Source organism: Marivirga salinae (genome assembly GCF_030503855.1).
Lineage (GTDB): Bacteria > Bacteroidota > Bacteroidia > Cytophagales > Cyclobacteriaceae > Marivirga > Marivirga salinarum.
In genome coordinates, this window is sequence record NZ_CP129971.1 from 3,173,609 (window position 1) to 3,195,687 (window position 22,079).

Below are 22,079 nucleotides of genomic sequence, written 5' to 3' on the forward strand. Positions count from 1 at the left end.
TACTTAAAGCATTAATTTAATCTTTTTTATTTAAATTATATCATGACTAAAGAGAATTAATATGAAAAATTCGATCAATCAAATGTTTTTGACGTTTGTATTTATTTTAACCTATAACTCTCTATTTGCTCAAGACAAACTAAGCAATAGATTAGAACAATCAACTCGCCATCATGAATGGGTGGAGATTTCTGCAGGAGATAAAACTTTAAAGGCTTTTGTTGTTTTTCCAGAAGTTTCGGAAAAAGCTAAAACCGTTATTGTGATTCATGAAAACAGAGGACTTACGGATTGGGTAAGAAGTTTTGCAGATCAATTAGCAGAGAAAGGATTCATTGCTTTAGCACCTGATATGCTTTCTGATTTTAGTGAAGAATATTCACAAACCTCAGATTTCCCTACTTCTGATGATGCCAGAAATGCTATTTATAATTTGGAGAGTAGTCTGGTAACTTCTTATCTAAATAATTCTTTCAATTACCTAAAAAACTTGCCTGCTGGAAATGGAGAAGTAGCAGTAGTGGGATTTTGTTGGGGCGGTTCACAATCATTCCGATATGCCACCAATAATCCAAATCTAAGTGAAGCCTTAGTTTTTTATGGAACAGGTCCTAAAGAAGCCGTAGATTATGCAAATATTGAAGCTCCTGTTTATGGTTTTTATGGTGGTAATGATCAAAGAGTAAATGCTACTATAGAAGCTTCTAAAGAGGCCATGGAAGAGTATCAGAACATTTATGATTATGAGATATATGAAGGAGCAGGTCATGCTTATATGCGCTCTGGAGACGATCCTAATGGATCAGAAGCAAACATTAAGGCAAGAAATGAATCATGGGAAAGGTTGATTAGAATTTTGGAGAAGTAGTTCTGCACTTATCCATGCTTTTTGTGTTTTAGATAATTGAAACTTCGTTTCAATAAGGCAAGATTCCTTTCTTCAAAGGAATAACCTGTCCCGTATTTTAATCGGGAACGATCTAATCTAAGAGATTCCTTAATTGTAATAAAATCAAGCTATATTTAAAATGATGATGTAAAAATTTTACTTAATAAGGTAATTCCGTGCGTCATTCCTTTGAAGAAAGGAATCTATTGATTTTAACCTTTGGTTAAAATTTCAAAAGGCAAGAAATAAAACAGGCTGAAATTACCATATATTTATAAAATTATACCTAAAAGATAATTGAAACTTCGTTTCAATATGACCAGTTACCTGTTTTCACAGGGATAGCTTGTCCCGTATTTTAATCGGGAACAATCATTTCACACTGAATCAATTAAAATAGAGTAGTTAATAGAAGAAATGAAGGCCAATTTTGCTGCTTTCTCAGCTCGAGCCGTCATCCTCACGAAGGTGGGGATCTTTTGATTTTAATCTCTGATTAAAATACCCACTGATAAGGATTTCTACTTTGGCAGATTTAACACCAACGATAAAAACAGAGTGTGCTTAGGCTTTCAGGCAATTGAAACTTCGTTTCAATAGGTCAAGATTCCTTTCTTCAAAGGAATGACGTTCTAATCTAATTTAGTGCTTAAAGGCAATATCACTTATTTAAAAAACTTTAAAGAATTTTAAAAACAAAAAAAGGCTGGAATAAATCATCCCAGCCTTTTAAACATCCATCTATTTAATCAATTACATGGCTTCTATTTTATTATCAACAGGATTACCATCCTCATCAACCTTCACAACTTCCTTTATATTGAGCGCTTTTACTCCTTCCAATTGAGTTTCTGCATCACCCACAATGATATAATTCATCTGATCAACATTCATATATTGATCCATGATTTTCTTCATATCCTCAACAGTATATTCTTTTAATTCTTCTTGATTTTGCTTTATAAAATCTTTAGCCAAACCATAAGAAGAAATTTGCTGTAAAACATTTAACTTTTGTCCTAAAGTCTCATACTCTCTAGCTTCTTTTCGGATTAACGCAGTTCTTGCTTTTTCTAATTCAGCTGAATCATAATTCTGCTTATAATCTTCTATTACTTCTTTAAAAGTAGCAACTGATTGTGGAGTTGTATTAGTTTTCACACTAGAATAAGCCGTAAAAGGTGCCTTTTGAGTGCTTGAACTTAAATATGAATAAGCTCCATAGGTATAGCCTTTTTCCTCTCTTAATACTTGAAAAAGCTTTCCTCCTGAATTTCCACCTAACCCATAATTAGCTACAGTTAATGGGTAATAATCCGGGTGACTTCTTTCCACAGCCAATCTCTGCATTCTGATAACAGATTGCTTAGCATTAGGGAAACTAGCAAAATAGATTTTGCCTTTTTCATCTACACCTTTCATTTCGTATTCAGGGAAAGTTACTTCCTTAGCAGCCCATTTTTCATTCAATCCTGAAAGCGCATTTTTAACTTGATCTTGCGTTACACTTCCAGCAATTTGCATGCTTGCCACACTTGGAGAGAAGTTTTTCTCATAGTAAGCTTTCAAATCATCTATTGTGATAGATTCTACTGATTCTTCAGTACCACTTAATGGCTTAGCAAATATATGATCTTCACCATAAGTTATTTTATTGGCTACCGTTCCAGCAATAGCATCTGGATTAGCATTTCTTTGTTTGATATTATTGATTTGAGCTTTTTGTAATCTGTCAAATTCGTCAACATCCCAACGAGGCTCTAGCATCATTTCTTCGATAATTGCCACTGTTTCATCAAAATAACGAGCCAAGCAATTACCATAAATAACGATTTCCTCATTTCCTGTGTACATTCCAATATTGGCACCAATTTGACCAATTGCATCTTCTAATTCTTCAGGAGTTTTATTTTTAGTTCCTTCCTGCATGATATCAGTAAATAAATTAGCAACACCTGGTTTGTTAGGATCGTCTAATAATCCACCACCTTTTAATCTGATGCTGAAATTTACTAATGGCAATTCATCATTTTGAATACCTAAGATTTCCATACCATTTGCCAATTTAGCTTCATAAATGTTTGGAGGCGTAATTAAAGGCATTTCACCTAATGCTGGCTCTTTGCTTCTATCAATTTCACTAGGCGTTTTTTCGTACTCAGCATCTTTGTCTAAATCTGTCATTGTTGCCTCATCCATTGGCTTAACTTCTTCTATTTTAACAGTTGCTTTTTCTGAACCCTCTACAATTAAATCTAATTGATCTTTAGGAACAAAACTTGTGATAACTGCAGGCTTATCTTTGATGTATTCGTTAAAAACACGCATTACATCTTCTTTCTCAACAGCTAAAATCTTGTTGATATCTTCCGTTATATACCCAGGATCGCCTTTAAATTCATTGTAATTACTCAACTGAAAAGCTTTTCCTAAAACACTTGAAATACCATTATAAAAATTGGTTTCTTGTTTTGCTTTGATTCTTTGTAAATCTTTTTCAGAAAAACCGTCTTTTTCGAATTCAACTAAGGCTTCTTGAACTGCTGCATAAACTGAATCTAAGTCTACACCATCTTTAGCACGAATACCAATATTGAATTCACCTGCTAGCTCACTTGAATTATTATAAGCAAATACGCTTGGGGCATATTCTGTTTCTTCTACTAATTTTTTGTATAAAACAGCCCTTTTACCTTGGCTTAAAATCTCTGCTAAAGCCGATAATGCCCAAGAATCTGGATGATATTGCTCCACAGTAGGGAATACTAATCTTAAATCAGGAACTTTAGCATAGTCATCTTCATGGTAAAGCTTTTTGGTTTCCTCTAAAACTACTGGTTTTGGAGACATAACCTCATCATTTCCTCTTGATTCAATTTCACCAAAGTATTTTTCAATCCAAGCTTTCACTTGCTCTTTATCATAATCACCAGCTACCACTATAGTAGCATTATTTGGACCATACCAGTTATTGTAAAATTCCTTTACATCACCTAAAGTCGCTGCTTGCAAATCTTCTAATTCACCAATTACTTCCCAGTTATAAGGATGTCCTTCAGGATATAAAGCTTTTTTAATTACATAGCTTCTATGTCCGTATGGCTGGTTATCTACTCTTTGTCTTTTTTCATTCTGCACAACAGGCTTTTCATCTTCTAAATCTTTTTTGGTTACTGCATTAATGAAAAATCCCATTCTATCCGCTTCCATCCAAAGAATTCTTTCCAAGGCATCTTTAGGAACTACTTCATAATAAACTGTACCATCAGTCCAAGTACCGCCATTAAAAGTACCTCCTAAATCATTAATATTCTTAAAAAATGCTCCTTCTTCAACATTCTCTGATTTTTGGAACAACATATGCTCAAAAAAGTGAGCAAAACCAGTTCTGCCCGGCTTTTCACGACTTGAGCCTACATGCATTTGTATAGCTACTGCAGCAATGGGATCTGATTTGTCCTCGTGAAGTACCACTTCCAAACCATTTGGAAGAACATATTTTTCATAATCAATGGACAATTCTGCTTTATCCTCCGATTTTTCGCTTGGTTGACAAGCAGCCATTATACCAATAAAAAGTATTAATGACCAAGTTGATAATTTTCTCATATTTTGTATACAATTTAATTTGGTAGATAAGAAAGTTAATTTTTGAATAATAAGCGAATTGATAGTATATCAACGGAAAAGAAAACGGTTAAATGGTAGCAGACTTGTAATGGTATTAACTTTCGCATCGGTAATAGATATTTTAATCTTCGATTAAAATCATTAGATCCCTTCCTTCAAAGGGATGACGATTTGAACAAGCTTTTTCAGGTAATTGAAATATTACTATCTACTCTTATGGCAAATTAAACAGGTTTAGAAAGCTCCTTTAAGGGGTGATCTTCGGCTAGCTTAGAGAAGGTGTTTTTAGCGCTTTGATAGCCTATTTCATAGATTTCTTTAGCCTTAGAAATAGAAAATACTTTATAACTCGACAACTCCTCCGGCTCAATAAAAATATCACATAATTTAGCCTGTTCTTTGGTTTGATAGTTTATGATCATCAACATGGTTCTTTCCAACATATCCTTCATATTGGTGTTTTGGTTTGAAATCCCAACAGGATTGCAATTAACCCCAATGGTAAAATCAACATGCGATTTTAGTAAATTGACTGGGAGGTTATTCGTAATTCCACCATCTACAAAAGAGTCTTCCCCTATCGTAATCGGTTTAAAAATAACCGGAATGCTGGCAGAAGCCAATAGAGGTCTAATCAATTCACCAGATTCAAAATTCACATTTTCACCTTTAGTATAATTGGTGGTAGAAACTATCAAAGGAATTTTAAAATCACTGAAGGAATCTTCAGGGAAATATTCTAGCAATAAACCTGAAATTTTCTCTAAGTTAACCAAGCCTGACCAAGACATAGCCGGTCTGAAGAACTTCAAGAAATTAATATCAGAAATAATTTCTAAGGTTCTTTTGGGCTCGTAGCCAGCTGCCAAAAATGCACCTGCTATGGCACCAGCACTTGTGCCGGAGATCATATCAGGACGTATATTTTGCTCATACATATATTGAGCCACACCCAAATGAGCAAATCCTCTTGCTCCTCCCCCGGAAAGTGCTAATCCTATTTTCATCTTTTTCTATTATTTTTTATGAAGCACACTTCATCCAAGGGATCATAAAACCTCTGATAACTTGAATGTTTGATCTAAACGCACGCCTTTTTCAGTATGCTTCACAGTACAACATTCATTTTCAGCATCATGTTCTAAAAATATGATATATTCATTATCAGCTGCTTCTTTTAAGAATTTCTCTTTCTCATCCAAAGTTAAAAGTGGTCGAGTATCATAACCCATCACGTAAGGTAACGGAATATGCCCAACTGAGGGTAATAAATCAGCTGCAAAGACAATGGTTTTATCTTTATATTTTATTTTGGGCACCATTTGTTTATCCGTATGGCCATCAGCATACAAAATATCGAATTGGGAAAAAGGAGATGGTTTACCTTTATCCGCAAAGTGTAAATGACCACTTTCCTGCATGGGCATAATATTTTCCGTTAGAAAACTCGCTTTTTCCCTTGCATTGGGTTCTGTAGCCCATTTCCAATGATCTTGATTAGACCAATATTTAGCATTTATAAATTCTATGTCCAATTTGGTACGCTCATCATCCTGCCATTTTACGCCACCACCGCAATGGTCGAAATGAAGATGAGTCAGAAACATATCGGTTACATCATCTTTAGAGAATCCAGCCTTTTTTAGTGAGCCATCTAAGCTTGCATCTCCATGCAAATAAAAGTGACTAAAGAACTTTTCATTTTGCTTATCTCCTATTCCATTGTCAATTAATATTAATTGATCACCATCTTCAATGGCCATGCATCGCATAGCCCAGGTGCACATATTATTTTCATCTGCAGGGTTTGTTCTTGACCATAAAGATTTAGGCACTACCCCAAACATGGCGCCACCATCTAACTTAAAAAATCCGGTTTCTATAATATGTAAATTCATAATAGACTTCTGTTTTTTGAAATTTGAAGTTATAAAAAAAATGGCTTTTAAAAATGTAAAAGATCACATTCTTAAAAGCCATTTTATAAGTGGTAATTAGTGATTATTTAACAACCCCCATCCCACTAAACTTTTCAATTCTTTCTTCTATTCTTTTCTCTACTGATTTTTTATCTAAAGCTTTGAAGTTCTTCAAAATAGTCTTTTTCACTTCTTCCGCAACAGCCTTTAAATTGGTATGTGCGCCACCCAAAGGTTCTGGAATTATGCCATCAATCAATTTATTTTTCAGCATATCCGGAGCAGTTAATTTTAAAGCTTCAGCTGCTTGCTCTTTATAATCCCAACTTCTCCATAAAATGGAAGAACATGACTCTGGTGAGATTACGCTATACCAAGTGTTTTCCAACATCAATACCTTATCTCCGATTGCAATACCTAAAGCTCCACCAGAAGCGCCTTCACCTATGATGATACAAATAACCGGAACTTTCAGCATAAACATCTCCTTCAGGTTTCTAGCAATGGCTTCACCTTGTCCTCTTTCTTCTGCTTCTAATCCAGGAAATGCACCGGGAGTATCAATTAAAGTAACGATGGGCTTATTGAACTTTTCAGCCATTTTCATTAACCTTAAAGCTTTTCTATAGCCTTCCGGATTAGCCATTCCAAAATTTCGTTCTTGTCGCTGCTTAGTATTTCTACCTTTTTGCTGACCGATAAACATAAAGGTTTGATCATCAACAGAACCGAAACCGCCCACCATAGCTCTATCGTCCTTCACTGTTCTATCACCATGCAATTCAACAAAATCATCGGTAATTTCATAAATGTAATCCAATGTGTACGGCCTGTCGGGATGACGAGAAAGCTGTACCCTTTGCCATCGGGTTAGATTTTGAAAAGTCTCTTTCTTTAAGGACACAATTTTATTTTCAAGTTTTTTAATGGCATCAGATATATCTACATCGCTTTCTTCGGCTAATGTTTTCATCCCTGCCAATTTATTTTCTAATTCAACTATAGGTTGTTCGAATTCCAAAAGCATTGTTTTATGTATTTTAAAAACGTAAAATTAATATTTATTCTGGAAGCTTCATGAAATTTAGACAATTTCGCTAAATCTTCCCTAAGGAACAAAGATAATAACAAACAAGCAAAACTAACTGAAAAGGACATAAACAAAAAAAGCCTTCTTAAAAAGTAGGTTATAAAGCTTAGCTGAAATGTTACTCACATCAAAGGTTATTGATTTCACGAATATCTTTGGCTGGCTATTGAAACCTTATGAGATGACTTTGATAAAGCATTTGGTGTGAATTTGCCAACAATAATGAATGTTAACAACCTTAAATTTTAACCACAACAGAGACAAAAGAACACAAAGAAAAATAACCAAGGTTATTTTTTATAACTATAGTATAGATGTAAACAAAAAAAGCGTACTTAAAAAGTAAGTTTTTAGCGGTCTGGACAGCCTGTCCCGAGAATCGGGAAGACTCGAACTCGCGACCTTCCCGAGAAAGTCGGGACATTCTAACCAACTGAACTACCTTTGTTTTTTACTAGCCGTTAAAAAGCGTAAATAAAAAAAGCCCTTAGAAATTAATCTAAGGGCTTGTAAGCGGTCCGGACAGCTTGTCCCGAGAATCGGGAAGACTCGAACTCGCGACCTTCCCGAGAAAATCGGGACATTCTAACCAACTGAACTACCATATCAAATTTTTCAAATGTTTATGTTATTTAAATTGACTTGATCTGGCAACTTTTTTGAGAATTCTGGAAAGTGTATTCTCAATAAGGATCCTTTCGAGATAATCAACTGAACTACCTTTATTATCTACTAGTAGTTTCAAAAAACTTCAAAAAAAACCTTAGAAACTAATCTAAGGGCTTGTAAGCGGTCCGGACAGCCTGTCCCGAGAATCGGGAAGACTCGAACTCGCGACCTTCCCGAGGAAATCGGGACATTCTAACCAACTGAACTACCATATCAAATTTTTCAAATGTTTATGTTATTTAAATTGACTTGATCTGGCAACTTTTTTGAGAATTCTGGAAAGTGTATTCTCAATAAGGATCCTTTCGAGATAATCAACTGAGCTACCTTTATTATCTACTAGTAGTTTCAAAAAACTTCAAAAAAAAACCTTAGAAACTAATCTAAGGGCTTGTAAGCGGTCCGGACAGCCTGTCCCGAGAATCGGGAAGACTCGAACTCGCGACCTTCCCGAGAAAGTCGGGACATTCTAACCAACTGAACTACCTTTGTTTTTTACTAGCCGTTAAAAAGCGCAAATAAAAAAAGCCCTTAGAAATTAATCTAAGGGCTTTAAAGCGGTCCGGACGAGACTCGAACTCGCGACCTCCTGCGTGACAGGCAGGCATTCTAACCAACTGAACTACCGGACCAAATTATTTTATTATTTCAATATCTTATGATAATCTAATTGACTCGAACTCGTGACCTTCCCGAGGAAATCGGGACATTCTAACCAACTGAACTATCGGACAAATATTTCAAAATTTAAGCGTTTTGAAGCGCTTTATTTTGTGTTTTGCTTACCGTCTTTCCGATAAGGTGATGCAAATGTAGGCGCATAATTTTTAATTGCAAAACCTAAAGCGAAAATAATTTAAAAAAAAACATGAAAAATCAGGCTATAAGTAAAGATACAGTTGAATATCAGCTCATTAGTTGTAAAAAATAATTTGAAAAAATAATCTGTTTTTGGTAATCCTAAGCAGTATGTGTTCTTAGTCATCATCCATAGCTAAAAAAAAACGGTGCTTATGCCAGACTTTGCAAAAGCCGGACATCAATATTTAGAAAAAACGGCAATGCCAAATATATTTCACTTCCGACATTTCTTTATAGCAGTCCAAATTTTATTGGTTTCAATATATGGAACCTTAATACACCTATATAGGTCAGAGCGAAACAGACCTCCCCTATTTCAGCGGTTAGGTAAATAGCACTAAGTAAGAATTCTTTAAACGTAATTCTTAATCTTTTGGTCCCATTTTAATATTGTCAATAACAAGAAGTAGATCTTTATAATTAGACATATTTGAAAATTCTATTTGTGCCCTATAAACACCTTCCGTTTGGTATTTGAGTTTAAATGGAAAATTAAAGAATCCATCTTTTGTGGCACGTGCACCTGCAACACTATATGTTGAGGTTACTTTTACTCCTGTAGAACAGATATCTTGAAAAGATACCTTAGCATTAAAGCCTTCTGATACCATTAATTCTTCAGTGACATTTTTTCCTGATTTCGCATCTATCAGTTTAAATTCAAAATCTATTTCAATCCCATTCGTAACGGAAACTGGAGGTGTAAATAGTTTCCTTTCATTTTTTCCTTTAGGAAGATTCATGACAACCGCTTTCGAACCATCTATTCCCTTCTCTGTAATTTTAAGAGAATCTGGCAAATAACTATAATTCCAGCCTTGTTGGGTCAAATCTTTCTTTGATTCAATATCATCAAAATTAAAAGCGTAAGTTTTATCTTTCTCTAATGTTTCCGGATCAAATACTCGGTTAAGGTAAGTGACTTTATTATCAGACATGTCCGAATCTATGGGTATCAATGACCTGTCTTTTTTATACGTTTCTAAATCTATAAGATATGACTCAACAGTTATTTCGTACAAACCGGGCTGCGATAAATCGATAGGTGCAAACCTGAAATTCATCCAGCCTGTTGTGAAGCCTTTAAAATCATAGACTGCTTCCTCCTTAAGTAAAACTTCTCCATCTGATAATCTTTTTATTTGAACAGATCCAAATTGTGGTTTACCCGCTTTATTAAAATTTTCACCTCGGTTTTCAACCCTAAACTGAAACTTAGTAACCTGGCTTCTCGGACAATTACTAAATGGAACATAATCACCTCTCGGGTAATCCGGTATATCTATGGATTTAATACCAATATTTATGTCTTGTGCAAATACGGGCATAAAAAATATTACAATTAAAATCAGGCTTAAGTTTAATTTTTTCATATTTATATTATAAAGTTCATCAATCGATGAAGATATAAAAAAACAATTAATAAATATTGAACCCTTAGCAGATTTATATAATTTTTTGTAAATAAAATCTTAAAATTATTCAATTCCAATATTTCTTCAGATTGAAGATGCTAGAGTAAAACCAGTTCAGTACTCCTCTTTTGCATATAAGTACAACAAGATATTAAAATGATAACTGCTCACCTAAAAATCTTGTATATCCCGAAATCAAAAAAATCCTGTTCAAGACAAATGAATAAACTAACACCAACTATGCTTCGTTTTAACTTGTGTATTAAGATAAAGTGATATAGATTTTCACTTACACTACGACCCTTTGGACTATCAAAAACAAATGAGAAATGAATGGGAATTACTTATTTGTAGATATTAATATCTCATTTTATCAATTCTTATGACACTTTTTCATATTGCCCTACCAACACCCCTATAATCCCCATAATGCTATTAAGTTAAGGGGATTTCCTTAAAAAGTTTTTCGCTTTAGCGAAAAATCTATTGTTTTCTTTTGTATCTTTTGTGGTTAAAAAAGAATGTTTGTAAGTCTGAACAACGTTAGCAAATTCCCACCAGAAAAGAGACAATAGAACACAAAAAAGAATAACCAAGGTTATTTTTTAGGTTTACAGAGAACGATATGGCTTCAAGCTTAACATAATAGCATTTTAATTCCCTGAAGGGGATAGTCCTCTCCGAATTAACTCAGCAAAAAAACAATATTTTTACCACTATTTTCTACCAATGAAAATAGTCCATTTATCTTCTGCCTGCCTCCGGCTGGTGGAAACTACTCCCGCCTCAGGCGAATTTATATTATAGAATGATAGTTTTATAGCTTATTCAAGTAGTTTCTATTCAATACAAGGTTAAAAAATGACAGGCTGTAGATCACCCCTCAGTCCCCTTACTATTCATACTCCTCACTGCCCTTTCAATCCCAGCTGGGGTTAGTGGGAACATAGGGATTAATTGCTTAATCAATTGAATGGTATAAGTATGCGGCCAATATTTGATAGGCTCAGGGTTTAGCCAAACGCACTTTTTAAATTTCTGTGGAATGGATTTAAGGCTTTCAATACTCAATGAATTGATTTCATAGGGTGCCATAGCTGCATCTCCCATTATAAATACTCGGTAATCTTTATTATGGCTAAGGAGTTTTTCTATAGAAATGGCTTTGGTTCTTCTTTCATCAGTATAAACCCGGTCGTAAATGGTATTATGGAAATAATACACTTCCAAATCGTGGGCAAAACGAGTGCGCATTTTCCTGAATAAATTCTGAACTGTGCGAACGTAAGGTGCCATGGAATACCCTCCATTATCAATCAAAACAATGATTTTCAATTCCTCATTTTTCTCGCTTGACATTTCAGGAATAAACAAGCCTCCCCTTTTCAAACCGGATTTAATAGTTTCGGGAACATCTAGTTTTTCTGTGGCACTTTCTTCGATTACGCCTTTGATGGAAGCCAAAGCCGCATCAATATTATTATCGTTTAGTGTTGAATCTCTGTCGATCGGGAAATAGTTTTTATCTCCCATTACTTTTCGGGCCATCTTCCCTCCTCCTTGTCCACCAACACGAATTCCATTCTTTGCAGCACCACCATGTCCATATGGTGAAATTCCGCCCGTACCAATCCAATGACTCCCGCCACCATGCCTAGTCTTTTGTTGCTCACGGACTTTCTCCATTCGCTCTAATAATTCTTCTAAGGATAATTCAGAATAATCCGCCATTTTATCCAACTTTCGACTGGGAATATCATCATCCTCATTCATCGGGTCTGTATCTTCCTGATCTGGATTATCCTTATCCCAAATTTCCTTACCGGAAACCACTTCTTTAATATCATAGCTTGTTAAATGGACTTCATCCAGAAAAGTATTGACTAGCTCTTCATCCGTAATATCTCGATCTGCTTCCTCTACATAATCCATTTTCCATTTCTGGAAAGTTTCAGAACGCTTAATCGCATCTTCCAGCGTTTGTCCTGGCTTGATAGGAATATGCAGAAAATAAGCATAATAGGCTTTAGTGAAAGGCCCCATATCGGATGGATCCTTCACTATTATGCCTTTAAGGACATTATAAATATCACCTAAAGTTTTCACCAGCCCTTTTTGCATAGCTTTCCTCAGTAAAAGCAAAGTGCGGACATCTGCTTTTAGGCCATGTGATCGGAAATGTTCGGGTAAAGAGCTAAGCATAATAATTTGGTTCTAATTTAAAAATGCACAATAAATTGTCAATTGGTACTGTATATCATGTAATAACTAAAGAGTCTCACATAATTGCCTAATTGGCTCAATTCAAATTCGCACCAAAACTTTCATCAGCACCTATCATTCTGCTGACTCTTTCCATATCAGCTTGCGTTTTGATTAAAGCACCAATTCCTTCCAAACCTGCAATTTTCTTTACGGCTTCATTTGGTGCAATTTCACTCATATATTTCAGCCAATTCAAGATTTCACGAGTGGTTGGTGCTCTTTCCAAGCCTAATCTTCTCAAATGATAAAATACATCTAAAGCTACTCGAACTACTTTCTCATCCATTTTAGGATGATGTTTATCAATGATTTTGTTCATAGTATCCTGATCAGGGAAATCGATGTAGTGATAAATACATCTTCCTTTAAAAGCGGTTGGCAATTCCTGTTCGCGATTTGAAGTAATCACGATAGCTGGCATATCTTCTTCAGAAACCTCAATCACCTCACCTGATTCTGGCATAATGAATTTTCTATGACTCAAGGCGTACAATAAGTCATTAGGAAATTCACGAGGCGCTTTATCAATTTCATCAATCAGCAAAACAGAATTCGGTTTGCTGTAAGCCACTGCAGCTGGACCTTTCACCACATAATCATTTAATGAATCGGGATCACGATCACCTGTGGTTAATTTGCTATCTAAACCTTTTTCTTCCCTTTGTGCATTCAAGATTTCGATTTGAGAGTCACGTAAATATTTCACATGATCAAAACGAGCCACAAATTGTTCCACATTACTTTTTGAGCCAACCGGATAAACTTCTAAGTCTAATCCTCTGTCTTTTGCATAATGAATAGGCAATTCTGTTTTTCCAGTACCTGGTTCTCCTTCAATTAAAAGGGGCATTCCTAAAGTTCTTGCCATATGAAAAGCCTGCGCCAAAGCTGGGTCGCATAAATATTTTTCGGATCCTGTCCAATGAGATGTTTCTGCCATAATGTTTAAAACTGACTGATGTGATTATAGTTCCAAAATGAACAAGCAAAATTGAAATTAATTGTTTGAACTTGCAAGTCTGCAAGTGTTGAGGTGATGAGGTTTTTATGTATTGAGGTTGTTAGTTTTTCAATCCTATTCGTATAAAACCTAGTTCATCTTCCATATTTAAATGGAAATGGACTTTGCCGTCTTTTACAAAAAGTGGATTAGCATAATTATGAAAAGTCATGAGTTCTTTTTCTCCTATTAAATTGAGGTTTTGATCATAGACCATCATAGATACTTTCCATATAGGTTCTTCTCTGGTTTCACCATAAGTAGCTTGCTGAGCAAATCGATAAAATTTCTTGTTCGCCTCATCCCAAAAAAACTCGGTAAATCTTACTTCTTCGTTAATTGAATAAATTATTTCAACTACTTCCTCCCTGGATTCAGAACTGTTTTTATACTCTTTTTCTTTTCCTTCTGGAATCAGCTTGTGATCAAAACTTCTATATTTCAAATCATTTGTCTTATCATTATATACATACACATCGTTAAAGGCTGTATTTGAAATAATAATACTATCTCCCTGAAATTCAAATAAAACACGCTCATGACTATCGGTTAAATAACCACCATTTCTTCGAAAAACAATTTTATATCTTTTTAACTTATCAAATTCTGGTAGTAATAGGCTTTCAGTTTGTTTCTTTTCTAAATCAAGTAGAAACATGAGAGGTTTGAAGTTATCTGTACCGAAATGCATCCCGGAAATAACAATACCGCTATTATTTATTGAAGCAAATTCAAAACTTTCAGAGGCCGTTAAATCCCCCTTTATCCAATCCTCATTAAAATTCACTTTCTTAATGAGATTTCCCTCCATATCGTAAATTTTATAAGACTCAAAATCTTCGATTCCAAAATTTCCATCGGGAAAAAGCTTTAAACTCAGGATTTGGTTTGACCCTAAACCATTTGGACCTTCTTTTTCAAAATTTACTTTTTTATCAAGTTTATAATTTGCGAGATCAATTACTTCCAAAATATAATTTTCGTCATCAAAATTATAGAATTTAGTTTTATCGAAAGAAACTGCAGGGTTGTCCATGTAGGCCCCCGCCATTAGAATTTCATTTCTGGAATCTACTTGAATGGTATCTATTGAGACTTCGAAATCCGAATAGGATGATTTGCTTTTGCTTTCAGTTGATGATCCACAGGAAAAAAGTAAACCACAGTAGATTAGGAATATTACATTTGGAGCTTTCATTTATTAACTAGCTTAATAATTATTAAAAAAAGAAAATAACGAATGCTTATAAACTAAAATTATGGTTACTCTTGATTTTCTAGCAAAATAAAATCAATTATAAAGAAGCCTCTATTGCATCTGATAATTCAAGCGCTATTTGTTTAATTCCTATATCAGAATTTAAATAATCTTCAGCTTCTGAATTAGAGAAATAGCCCATGATAAATAAAATAGCTGGAGCTTTTGCATTTTGTAAAATATAATAGCCATCAGTATATGCCACTTTAAACTCCTTATTTATTGCTGTGTATTCATGTTTCATTAGCTCCCCAAAATTTTTAGAAGATTCAGCATTATCATTTTGATCATTGTAAATAGCTAACATCATATCTTCGTTTTCATTTGCATGGATTTCAGTATGAAGTGAAATAAATATATCAGCATTTTCTGATTTTCTTACTCTGTCTTTCAAGCTTACTATTTCATCTTCCTCTCTAGTCAGAATAATTTCAACTTGGTCTGAATTTTTAAAAATTTCAGCAATCTCTGTTGCCACTTTTAACGCAATTTCTTTCTCTGCTAGCTTTTTAGAAACAATCCCCTTATCTCTTCCTCCGTGGCCAGGATCTAACACAACCCTTAATTTTTGATTAGACTTTACTGATTTTTCTCCCACAGATTCTACTTTTTCAGAAATTGTTTTAAAATCATAATTCTGGATGAAATCTACTGGATCCAAAAAGTCCTTCCCGATTTCCTTTACCTCATAATGCAAATGAGGCCCTGAGGATTCACCTGTAGTTCCTGCAGCTCCAATTAAATCTCCTCTTCTTACTTTATCACCTTTTTCAACCTTAAATTCAGATAAATGGGCGTAAGTAGTTTGATAAAGTCCATTGTGATCAATTGTAATTCTTTTACCAAACCCTCCAAAAGTTGAATTAACTTCTACTACAATACCATCAGCAGTGGCTAAAACCGGATTTCCTTCATAGGTTTTTAAATCAATTCCTTCATGCATACTTTCTACCTTTAAAATCGGATGCAATCTTTTGCCAAAAGCTGAGGTAAGTTTAACTCCTTCTGCATCTTTAAGTGGGAAAATTGAAGGTATAAAGTTACTTGGTGAATTTATAATGTTCTCAAATACCTCTGAAACATTAGACTTTAAAGGAGCTACTGAAACATTTCTTTCTTTGTTGGCAAATGCAAATGTCATAATCGCAAGTACTGGCAATACGAATAAATAGTGCCATTTTGATAGCTTTTTGTTTTGATTCATCATTTTAATTCTTGTTTTGATAGTATTTAATTTAAAATGGTTTGCTGAAGCAAAAGCAAATTGAGAATGGATCTGCTGATACAATACTTCTTGGTATCCAATTGGATCATTCTGAGTAGAAATCACTCCTTCATCAGCTTGAAACTCGTGTGTTTCTATTAAGCGGTTTCTAAATAAATAGTGAAAGGGGTTGAACCAGAAAAAGGCTAAAATAATCTCATGAAAAACTCTATCTATAGAATGTCTCTTATTTACATGAACTAACTCATGTTTGAGTATTGTATTGAATGAGGATGATTCTAAAATACTTTTTGGAATGAAAATAGAGCTAAAATAACTAAATGGATTTTCTATTTTACTGCAGTAAACATTTGTTCCATTTTTAATTATCCTTTCTGATTGCATTCTCAACCTAACTAATTGAAAATGGCTAAATACTAATTTAATCAGCAAAAATAAACTAAGAAATAAAATACCCATGAAGATAAATTCAATAGTATAACTAGATTGATTAGCTGTTTCTACTGGAATTAAGTCAGACTGATTGCTTGTCATTTCTGCTATTTCGTACCAAACTGGCTTTTCGGAATTTACAATTTCGGTGGTAGTTTTAGTATCTGGAATGGCAATGGAAATAAAAGGGATTAGAAAACTTGTAACTAACGCTATGTTTATATAATATCTATTAATTGCATGTCTCCCACTTTTATGAAATGCTAAGGCATAAATCAAATACAATACAGCTTGAATAGTAAAAACTTTAAGTAGATAGATTAATAGAAAATTCATTTGGCTTTCTTTTTAATTTCATCATCAATCATTTTCCTAATTTCTTTAAGCTCATCTACAGACAATTCCTTACGCGAAGTAAAGAATGAGGCAAACTGCTTATAAGAATTATTAAAAAAGTTGTTCACCAATCCTTTTACAGAATGGTTTGAATATTCTTCTTTAGAAACCAGTGGAAAATAGTGTTTAGCTTTTCCGTGTAGATCAAACCCAATAAAGCTTTTGCGTACCAATACATTCACTACAGTGCTAATAGTAGTATAAGCTGGTTTAGGTTCTTCATATTCCATCACTATATCTTTGAGGTAAGCTTTTTCCAGCTTCCACAAATGCTGCATGAGTTGCTCTTCTGCTTTTGTTAATTCCTTCATGGCACAAGTATATTACTATTTAAGTAGTAATACAACTATTTAGTAAATAATATTACTACATATATAGTATTGAGGTTAAAATATAGGTGTAGATAGGTTATATATAGGAAAAATACATCAGTTTTAATTATAATTGGTAAGCAGTTATATAATTCCTAGTTTTGAACAAAATTTACCTAAGCATGTTGTTTTTGTAACATTTTACTAATCAATTCGCTATTTATGGCTTAATATCTATTAAATAAATCATAAATACACATTTTAAAATTCAAAATTAAAACCAGTTTTTACTTAACACATTTGTTATCTATGAACAAAATTTTAAGATTATTACTCATCATTATTATTTTAACTTCTGTACCCCAATCAAATTTACAAGCAAAATCTTCAGCGACAAATGATTCTCTCAAGGTAGAGGTGGAAGTCATCAATCCCTCTTCTACTATCAATAATGGAGAGATCAGATTACAGGTAACGGGTGGAGAAGAACCTTATCAGTTCAGATGGTCCAACCAAAATACGGCTTTAACAGCTTCAAAAGCATCAGGACTTATTGAAGGAAAGGAATATACGGTAAGAATTTCTGATGCTAACAATCAAGTAATTAATAAAAAAATCACCATTGAAGCGGAATCCATTACTGAGAATTTCAATGCTGTTTTTGACCCATTGGTAGCTGTTATGGGAAATGTGCTTTTCTGGGATCCATTTGCTGCAATCGGATTATATGATCCGGTGGTGATGACTGATCGGGAAATGATTAGAACTCCTGATTGGAATGCCAGAACAGATAAAATTTTCATTCTAAAAGAAAAGCTTGTTGCCGATGGTACTCAAGTCAAAGAAGGAGATCCACTTGCTATTGTTTCTATTGACAAGCAAGATGCAGATACTGTGAAAGCAACTGCTAATGGTGAAATTAATTTTAATGTAGCGGAAGGGGCAGTAATTTTCAGCCCGGATAATACAAAAGATTTAATCGAACAAGGGGCTCAATATTTCGCCAGTATCAAATTTGAAGAGGAACAACCTCTGCTTTACGCAAATGGAGATGTGAGAAAAAATAGTATTCCTTTTATTGTTGTATGGTTAATTGCAGGTGCTGCTTTCTTTACAGTTCGGATGGGCTTCATCAACATCAGAGGATTCAAACATTCTATTGATTTAGCTAGAGGAAAACATAGCGATCCAAATGCACCTGGTAAAGTTACTCACTTCCAAGCCTTAGCAACAGCAGTATCAGCAACAGTAGGTTTAGGTAATATAGCAGGTGTAGCAGTAGCCGTATCAATTGGTGGTGCAGGTGCTACTTTCTGGATGATATTAGCAGGTTTATTGGGGATGTCTTCAAAGTTTGTGGAATGTACCTTGGGCGTTAAATACAGAGAGATTAAGGCTGACGGAAAAATATTCGGAGGTCCAATGAATTATTTACGCTACGGACTTGAGAAACGAAATATTAAAGGAATCGGGAAAGTATTAGCTGGAATCTTTGCTGTACTTTGTATTGGGGCTTCATTTGGCGCTGGAAACATGTTTCAATCTAATCAATCATTCCAAATTATGGCTTCTCAATTTACCGTATTGGAAGGCTGGGGTTTCTGGTTTGGAATCGGATTGGCAGTTTTAGTTGGTATCGTTATCATAGGTGGTATCGAAAGTATTGCCAAAGTAACAGAGAAGGTGGTTCCAATTATGGCCATTGTTTATGTTGTTGCTGCTTTAGTTATTATTGGAATTAACTATGAAAATATCGGCCCAGCATTTTCAGCTATTTATAATGGGGCTTTAAATTCAAGTGCTCTTAAAGGCGGGTTTTTAGGAGTATTAATCATTGGATTCCAAAGAGCGGCCTTTTCAAATGAAGCAGGTGTTGGTTCTGCCGCAATTGCGCACAGTGCTACTAAAACGCATAATGCCCCTTCAGAAGGATTTGTCGGGTTAATGGAGCCATTTATTGATACGGTAGTAGTTTGTACGTTAACTGCCTTAGTATTGATATTTACAGGAATGCACGAAGTACCAGATGTAACGGGAGTAAAATTAACGGCTCAAGCATTTGGTTCTGTGATTGGTTGGTTCCCTTACGTACTGGCAATTGCCGTATTCCTTTTTGCCTTCTCCACGATGATCTCTTGGTCGTATTATGGAATGAGAGGTTGGACTTATCTTTTTGGAAAAACCAACAAATCAGAATTAGCATATAAAATTACCTTCCTTGTATTCGTTGTAGTGGGTGCATCGGTGAGTTTAGGTGCTGTTTTGAGCTTTTCAGATATGATGATTTTGGCCATGTCGGTACCCAATATGATCGGACTTTACATTATGTCAGGTGAAGTAAGGAAAGATTTGGCTCACTATTTTGAGAAAATGAAGGCAGGGAAATTAGGACAACCCGATGATGATCTTAAAGCCGATGTTTCTGCAATAAAAAACAATGACTAATTTATCGAATAATCTTACTCAGGACTTCCTGTTTATTTTGTCTTGAAATGGGCAACTGTTTGGATTTCACATTCAGACAGTTGCCTTCAATTGATTCGTACGGAAATGAGTTATGTGAAGACTCCTGTTTTAGTATTGGGAGCTTGGGCAGCCTACGAGCGATATGGAAATACAAAACAAGCTGTTGAAAACAACTATAAAGCACAATGCAAAGACATCAAAAGTGTTAGAGTAGCAGTAGCGGATAAGGCTTATCACTTTATTTTATAAGATGAGCCTAATTGGTTTTATGAGCAAGTTGATAGCTTTTTAGAAGCTATTAAAAAAAAGGATGCCTGAAACAATTTCAGGCATCCTTTCTATTTTATTTTGCAGTTTGCACTACTAAATAATTCGCATTCTTCCAGAATGATTTTTTGTCCGTAATCACTAAAACCATCTTTTCAGGTGATTCTTTTAAAGTGTAACTATCTGCTGGATGATCTGTAATCATTTTCAGGCTTTTGGAATCAAAAACTAAAGAATCCGTTTTTTCTTTGGATATTTTATCAAATAAACTCTCGCTTGCGTTAGCCTTTAAGACTTTCACTCTACCTATACCAATAAAACCTCCCTCCTTTTCAACTATACCCTTATCTTTTAAGTCTTTAGAGGTACCACTGTAGTAAAAAGCTCTATCCAAAATTTCCTTTAGGTCCTGAGCGATTCTTAATTGCTCTTGATAAGCCTCTTCTAATCCTTCCATATCACTTTCAAGGTTGGATTTCATTAAATTGAATTCTTTCTCTTGCTCTATCAATTGTTGAGCAGCCGTTTTCAATTCCCTATTCAAAGCCAGTACATCTTCACTTTGATTACCGTATTTCTTACGCAACTCGTTTAAAGAAGCATCCAAAGCCTGAATTTTCAATTTTGAATTCTGCATATTTAAGCTAATGCTCTTAATCTGATTCAAAATCTTAGTCTTGACATCCTTATCGGTCTTTAGTTCTTTCTTGAGATTTGCAGTCATTTTTACATCGCTATTGATTAGTTGTAAATTTTTATCAATTTCCTGCAATGTCTTTTTATACTGTTCTATTGAGTTTTCTAATTTCTTAGACTTATTTTTAAAAGCTTCATTTTCAGTTTTTACTTTTTCTAATTGTGCTTTTAATGCTTCATTTTCTTTTTTCACTCCGCACGAGGAAATGATAAAGAGTACGATTACGGGTAATAGGGTGATTTTAGTTTTCATGTTTTTTATTAAAAAATTTAATTTGGTCAAGCTAACGTTTTTGTTGTATTCATAGCCATCAATTTGAAAAGTATTTGCTTAAAATCTAAAATTATTTCTACCATGTTGAAATAACTATGATGGACAAGCTACAGATAATCAAATAATTAATTACGTTCTTTAATGTGAAGAATAATTTATTCTTTCTTGAATTATTGAAAATTTCGTTTAAAAATATTTAACAATTTTCATTAACTAATCTTTTGAATTACGTTCTCATACTCATCATGAACAAAGAAGCATTGCAGACATCCAAAACCATGAAATTCTATGCTTTTGGACTTATTATTTTATTAATGACCTTAGGATCTTTATTTAAGACAAAAGCCACAAATACAGAAGAAACACTAGAATCATTTTTGAATGAAAGCTATGCTAAAATGAAGCTATCAGGCCTTTCCAGACCTCCTTTCGACTTATATGAACGAGGTATGATTGGCTATATGAATTTACTGGCCAGCGGGAAAAGAATCGACAATCAAAAGATAACGCTCATTGATTTTAGAATCTCTTCAAAAGAAAAACGGCTATGGATTATTGATGTAGAAAAAAACGAGCTTCTCTATTATCGCCTTGTAGCTCATGGGAAAAATACTGGTGAAGATTATGCGAAAGCTTTCTCCAATATCAAAAACTCAAACCAAAGTAGTCTTGGATTCTATCTAACAGGAGAAAACTATATAGGAAAGCATGGTTTTTCTTTACGTTTGGATGGAATGGAATCTGGCTTTAATGATTTAGCCAGAGAAAGAGCCATTGTAATGCACTCAGCTAAGTATGTCGATAAAGATTTTGCAAAATACAATGGTAGGCTTGGAAGAAGTTTTGGTTGCCCCGCTATCGCTCTTCCTCAACATAGAGAGATTATACAAGGCCTAGCAAATCGATCGGTTTTATTCATTTATTATCCTAAGCCGAAATACGAAGAAGGAACCCAATTGAATAATAAAGAAAAGGCTGAGATCTATTTTCAAGAGCGATACTTGGCAAAAAAATAA

At 34.3% G+C, this 22,079-nt stretch carries 15 protein-coding genes and 1 tRNA gene; 4 read left to right on the forward strand and 12 right to left on the reverse strand.

What is annotated here, in order from left to right; all coding sequences use genetic code 11:
* The first annotated feature begins 61 nt into the window (after window positions 1-61).
* Window positions 62-868, forward strand: coding sequence for a dienelactone hydrolase family protein (locus QYS49_RS13295; protein WP_308347918.1), 807 nt, complete (start codon window positions 62-64; stop codon window positions 866-868).
* 774 nt (window positions 869-1,642) lie between these two features.
* On the opposite strand, the gene QYS49_RS13300 is transcribed toward QYS49_RS13295, so the two are convergent.
* The 11 genes from QYS49_RS13300 to QYS49_RS13350 all read right to left on the reverse strand — a co-directional run bounded on the left by QYS49_RS13300 (window position 1,643) and on the right by QYS49_RS13350 (window position 17,360).
* Window positions 1,643-4,498: a M16 family metallopeptidase gene (locus tag QYS49_RS13300; protein WP_308347920.1), complete on the reverse strand. Its 2,856-nt coding sequence runs from the start codon at window positions 4,496-4,498 to the stop codon at window positions 1,643-1,645.
* 245 nt (window positions 4,499-4,743) lie between these two features.
* The gene (locus QYS49_RS13305; protein WP_308347922.1) at window positions 4,744-5,526 is read right to left on the reverse strand and encodes a patatin-like phospholipase family protein; all 783 of its coding nucleotides are present in this window, start codon (window positions 5,524-5,526) and stop codon (window positions 4,744-4,746) included.
* A 42-nt stretch (window positions 5,527-5,568) separates the two neighbouring features.
* Entirely contained in the window at window positions 5,569-6,417 is an 849-nt protein-coding gene (locus QYS49_RS13310) for an MBL fold metallo-hydrolase (protein WP_308347924.1), read from the reverse strand.
* A gap of 103 nt (window positions 6,418-6,520) precedes the next feature.
* Window positions 6,521-7,465, reverse strand: a complete 945-nt coding sequence (locus QYS49_RS13315) for an acetyl-CoA carboxylase carboxyltransferase subunit alpha (protein WP_308347927.1) — start codon at window positions 7,463-7,465, stop codon at window positions 6,521-6,523.
* Between the two features lie 1,290 nt (window positions 7,466-8,755).
* Window positions 8,756-8,829, reverse strand: a tRNA-Asp gene (locus tag QYS49_RS13320).
* 594 nt (window positions 8,830-9,423) lie between these two features.
* A complete protein-coding gene (locus tag QYS49_RS13325; RefSeq protein WP_308347928.1) occupies window positions 9,424-10,431 on the reverse strand; it encodes a hypothetical protein in 1,008 nt (335 codons plus the stop codon).
* A 918-nt stretch (window positions 10,432-11,349) separates the two neighbouring features.
* Window positions 11,350-12,675: a hypothetical protein gene (locus QYS49_RS13330; RefSeq protein WP_308347930.1), complete on the reverse strand. Its 1,326-nt coding sequence runs from the start codon at window positions 12,673-12,675 to the stop codon at window positions 11,350-11,352.
* 97 nt (window positions 12,676-12,772) lie between these two features.
* Window positions 12,773-13,678 (reverse strand): AAA family ATPase, encoded by a 906-nt coding sequence (locus QYS49_RS13335; protein ID WP_308347931.1) that lies wholly within the window; start codon window positions 13,676-13,678, stop codon window positions 12,773-12,775.
* A gap of 121 nt (window positions 13,679-13,799) precedes the next feature.
* Window positions 13,800-14,936 (reverse strand): DUF4221 family protein, encoded by a 1,137-nt coding sequence (locus tag QYS49_RS13340; protein WP_308347932.1) that lies wholly within the window; start codon window positions 14,934-14,936, stop codon window positions 13,800-13,802.
* A gap of 97 nt (window positions 14,937-15,033) precedes the next feature.
* Entirely contained in the window at window positions 15,034-16,989 is a 1,956-nt protein-coding gene (locus QYS49_RS13345) for an N-acetylmuramoyl-L-alanine amidase (protein ID WP_308347934.1), read from the reverse strand.
* The gene (locus QYS49_RS13350; RefSeq protein ID WP_308347936.1) at window positions 16,986-17,360 is read right to left on the reverse strand and encodes a BlaI/MecI/CopY family transcriptional regulator; all 375 of its coding nucleotides are present in this window, start codon (window positions 17,358-17,360) and stop codon (window positions 16,986-16,988) included. Before QYS49_RS13350 ends, QYS49_RS13345 begins: the two co-directional genes overlap by 4 nt.
* A 309-nt stretch (window positions 17,361-17,669) precedes the next feature.
* On the opposite strand from QYS49_RS13350, the gene QYS49_RS13355 reads away from it, so the two are divergent.
* Window positions 17,670-19,805, forward strand: coding sequence for an amino acid carrier protein (locus QYS49_RS13355; RefSeq protein ID WP_308347937.1), 2,136 nt, complete (start codon window positions 17,670-17,672; stop codon window positions 19,803-19,805).
* A gap of 105 nt (window positions 19,806-19,910) precedes the next feature.
* The gene (locus QYS49_RS13360; RefSeq protein WP_308347939.1) at window positions 19,911-20,075 is read left to right on the forward strand and encodes a hypothetical protein; all 165 of its coding nucleotides are present in this window, start codon (window positions 19,911-19,913) and stop codon (window positions 20,073-20,075) included.
* 94 nt (window positions 20,076-20,169) lie between these two features.
* Here QYS49_RS13360 and QYS49_RS13365 read toward each other — a convergent pair whose 3' ends face one another.
* Window positions 20,170-21,042, reverse strand: coding sequence for a Cbp1 family collagen-binding glycoprotein adhesin (locus QYS49_RS13365; RefSeq protein ID WP_308347940.1), 873 nt, complete (start codon window positions 21,040-21,042; stop codon window positions 20,170-20,172).
* Window positions 21,043-21,308: 266 nt separating this feature from the next.
* On the opposite strand from QYS49_RS13365, the gene QYS49_RS13370 reads away from it, so the two are divergent.
* A complete protein-coding gene (locus tag QYS49_RS13370; protein WP_308347942.1) occupies window positions 21,309-22,079 on the forward strand; it encodes a murein L,D-transpeptidase catalytic domain family protein in 771 nt (256 codons plus the stop codon).

Bases quoted from the DNA above. Each gene is read 5' to 3' on its own strand.
- QYS49_RS13295 (WP_308347918.1), top strand. From the start codon at position 62: ATGAAAAATTCGATCAATCAAATGTTTTTGACGTTTGTATTTATTTTA.
- QYS49_RS13300 (WP_308347920.1), bottom strand. From the start codon at position 4,498: ATGAGAAAATTATCAACTTGGTCATTAATACTTTTTATTGGTATAATG.
- QYS49_RS13305 (WP_308347922.1), bottom strand. From the start codon at position 5,526: ATGAAAATAGGATTAGCACTTTCCGGGGGAGGAGCAAGAGGATTTGCT.
- QYS49_RS13310 (WP_308347924.1), bottom strand. From the start codon at position 6,417: ATGAATTTACATATTATAGAAACCGGATTTTTTAAGTTAGATGGTGGC.
- QYS49_RS13315 (WP_308347927.1), bottom strand. From the start codon at position 7,465: ATGCTTTTGGAATTCGAACAACCTATAGTTGAATTAGAAAATAAATTG.
- QYS49_RS13325 (WP_308347928.1), bottom strand. From the start codon at position 10,431: ATGAAAAAATTAAACTTAAGCCTGATTTTAATTGTAATATTTTTTATG.
- QYS49_RS13330 (WP_308347930.1), bottom strand. From the start codon at position 12,675: ATGCTTAGCTCTTTACCCGAACATTTCCGATCACATGGCCTAAAAGCA.
- QYS49_RS13335 (WP_308347931.1), bottom strand. From the start codon at position 13,678: ATGGCAGAAACATCTCATTGGACAGGATCCGAAAAATATTTATGCGAC.
- QYS49_RS13340 (WP_308347932.1), bottom strand. From the start codon at position 14,936: ATGAAAGCTCCAAATGTAATATTCCTAATCTACTGTGGTTTACTTTTT.
- QYS49_RS13345 (WP_308347934.1), bottom strand. From the start codon at position 16,989: ATGAATTTTCTATTAATCTATCTACTTAAAGTTTTTACTATTCAAGCT.
- QYS49_RS13350 (WP_308347936.1), bottom strand. From the start codon at position 17,360: ATGAAGGAATTAACAAAAGCAGAAGAGCAACTCATGCAGCATTTGTGG.
- QYS49_RS13355 (WP_308347937.1), top strand. From the start codon at position 17,670: ATGAACAAAATTTTAAGATTATTACTCATCATTATTATTTTAACTTCT.
- QYS49_RS13360 (WP_308347939.1), top strand. From the start codon at position 19,911: ATGAGTTATGTGAAGACTCCTGTTTTAGTATTGGGAGCTTGGGCAGCC.
- QYS49_RS13365 (WP_308347940.1), bottom strand. From the start codon at position 21,042: ATGAAAACTAAAATCACCCTATTACCCGTAATCGTACTCTTTATCATT.
- QYS49_RS13370 (WP_308347942.1), top strand. From the start codon at position 21,309: ATGAACAAAGAAGCATTGCAGACATCCAAAACCATGAAATTCTATGCT.